At 60.4% G+C, this 1,241-nt stretch carries 1 protein-coding gene; it reads left to right on the top strand.

Features of this window, described 5'->3' with window-relative positions; all coding sequences use genetic code 11:
* Positions 1 to 1,241, top strand: a 1,241-nt coding sequence (locus J5069_RS23630; RefSeq protein ID WP_264646104.1) for an Ig-like domain-containing protein, incomplete at both ends; no start/stop codon positions are given.

Consider the following 1,241-nt stretch of genomic DNA (forward strand, 5'->3'; position numbering starts at 1 on the left):
AAGACGGTGGATCTGACGTTCACGGACGTGAACGGCAAGGTCGTTACGGTAACCGGTGTGACCGTGGTAGACGGCAAATGGAGCACCACGGCCGATCTGAGCGATCTGGCCGAGGGCAAGGTGGACGTCAAGGCCACGGCGACCGATCCTGCCGGTAACCAGGCGCACGACACCGCCAGTTCTACGCTGGACGTGACCGGCCCGAGTGTCGATATCGAGCACTTTGCCGGCGACGACGGTTATATCAATACCGCGGAATCCAAAGCCACGCCAGTCAGCGGCACCAGCAGTGAGAAGACGGTTGATCTGGTGTTTACCGACGTCAATGGCAAGACGGTTGAGGTCAAGAACGTATCGGTAGTGGACGGCAAGTGGAGCACCACGGCGGATCTGAGCAGTCTGGCGGAAGGCAAGGTGGAAGCCAAAGCTACCGCTACGGACCCGGCCGGTAATCAGGCGCACGACACCGCCAACTCGACGCTGGACGTGACCGGCCCGAGCGTCGATATCGAGCACTTTGCCGGCGACGATGGCTATATCAATACCAGCGAGTCCACCGCCACACCGGTCAGCGGCACCAGCAGCGAAAAAACCGTCGATCTGGTGTTTACCGATGTCAACGGCAAGACGGTAGAGGTCAAGAACGTCAGCGTGGTGGACGGCAAGTGGAGCACCAACGCCGATCTAAGCGGTCTGGCGGAAGGCAAGGTGGAAGCCAGGGCTACCGCCACTGACCCAGCCGGTAATCAGGCGCACGACACCGCCAACTCGACGCTGGACGTCACCGGACCGAGCGTCGATATCGAGCACTTTGCCGGTGATGACGGCTTTATCAATACCAGCGAGTCGACGGCGACGCCAGTCAGCGGCACCAGCAGCGAGAAGACCGTCGATCTGCTGTTTACCGACGTCAACGGCAAGACCGTTGAAGTGAAAAATGTCAGCGTGGTGGACGGCAAGTGGAGCACCAACGCCGATCTGAGCAGCCTGACGGAGGGCAAGGTGGAAGCCAGGGCTACCGCCACTGACCCGGCGGGCAATCAGGCGCACGATACCGCCAACTCCACCCTGGATGTCACCGGCCCGAGTGTCGATATCGAGCACTTTGCCGGCGATGACGGATTTATCAATACCAGCGAGTCGACGGCGACGCCGGTGAGCGGCACCAGCAGCGAAAAAACCGTGGATCTGGTGTTTACCGACGTCAATGGCAAGACGGTAGAGGTCAAGAACGTCTCGGT

It is taken from the genome of Candidatus Symbiopectobacterium sp. NZEC127, from assembly GCF_025962675.1.
Classification (GTDB): Bacteria; Pseudomonadota; Gammaproteobacteria; order Enterobacterales; family Enterobacteriaceae; genus Symbiopectobacterium.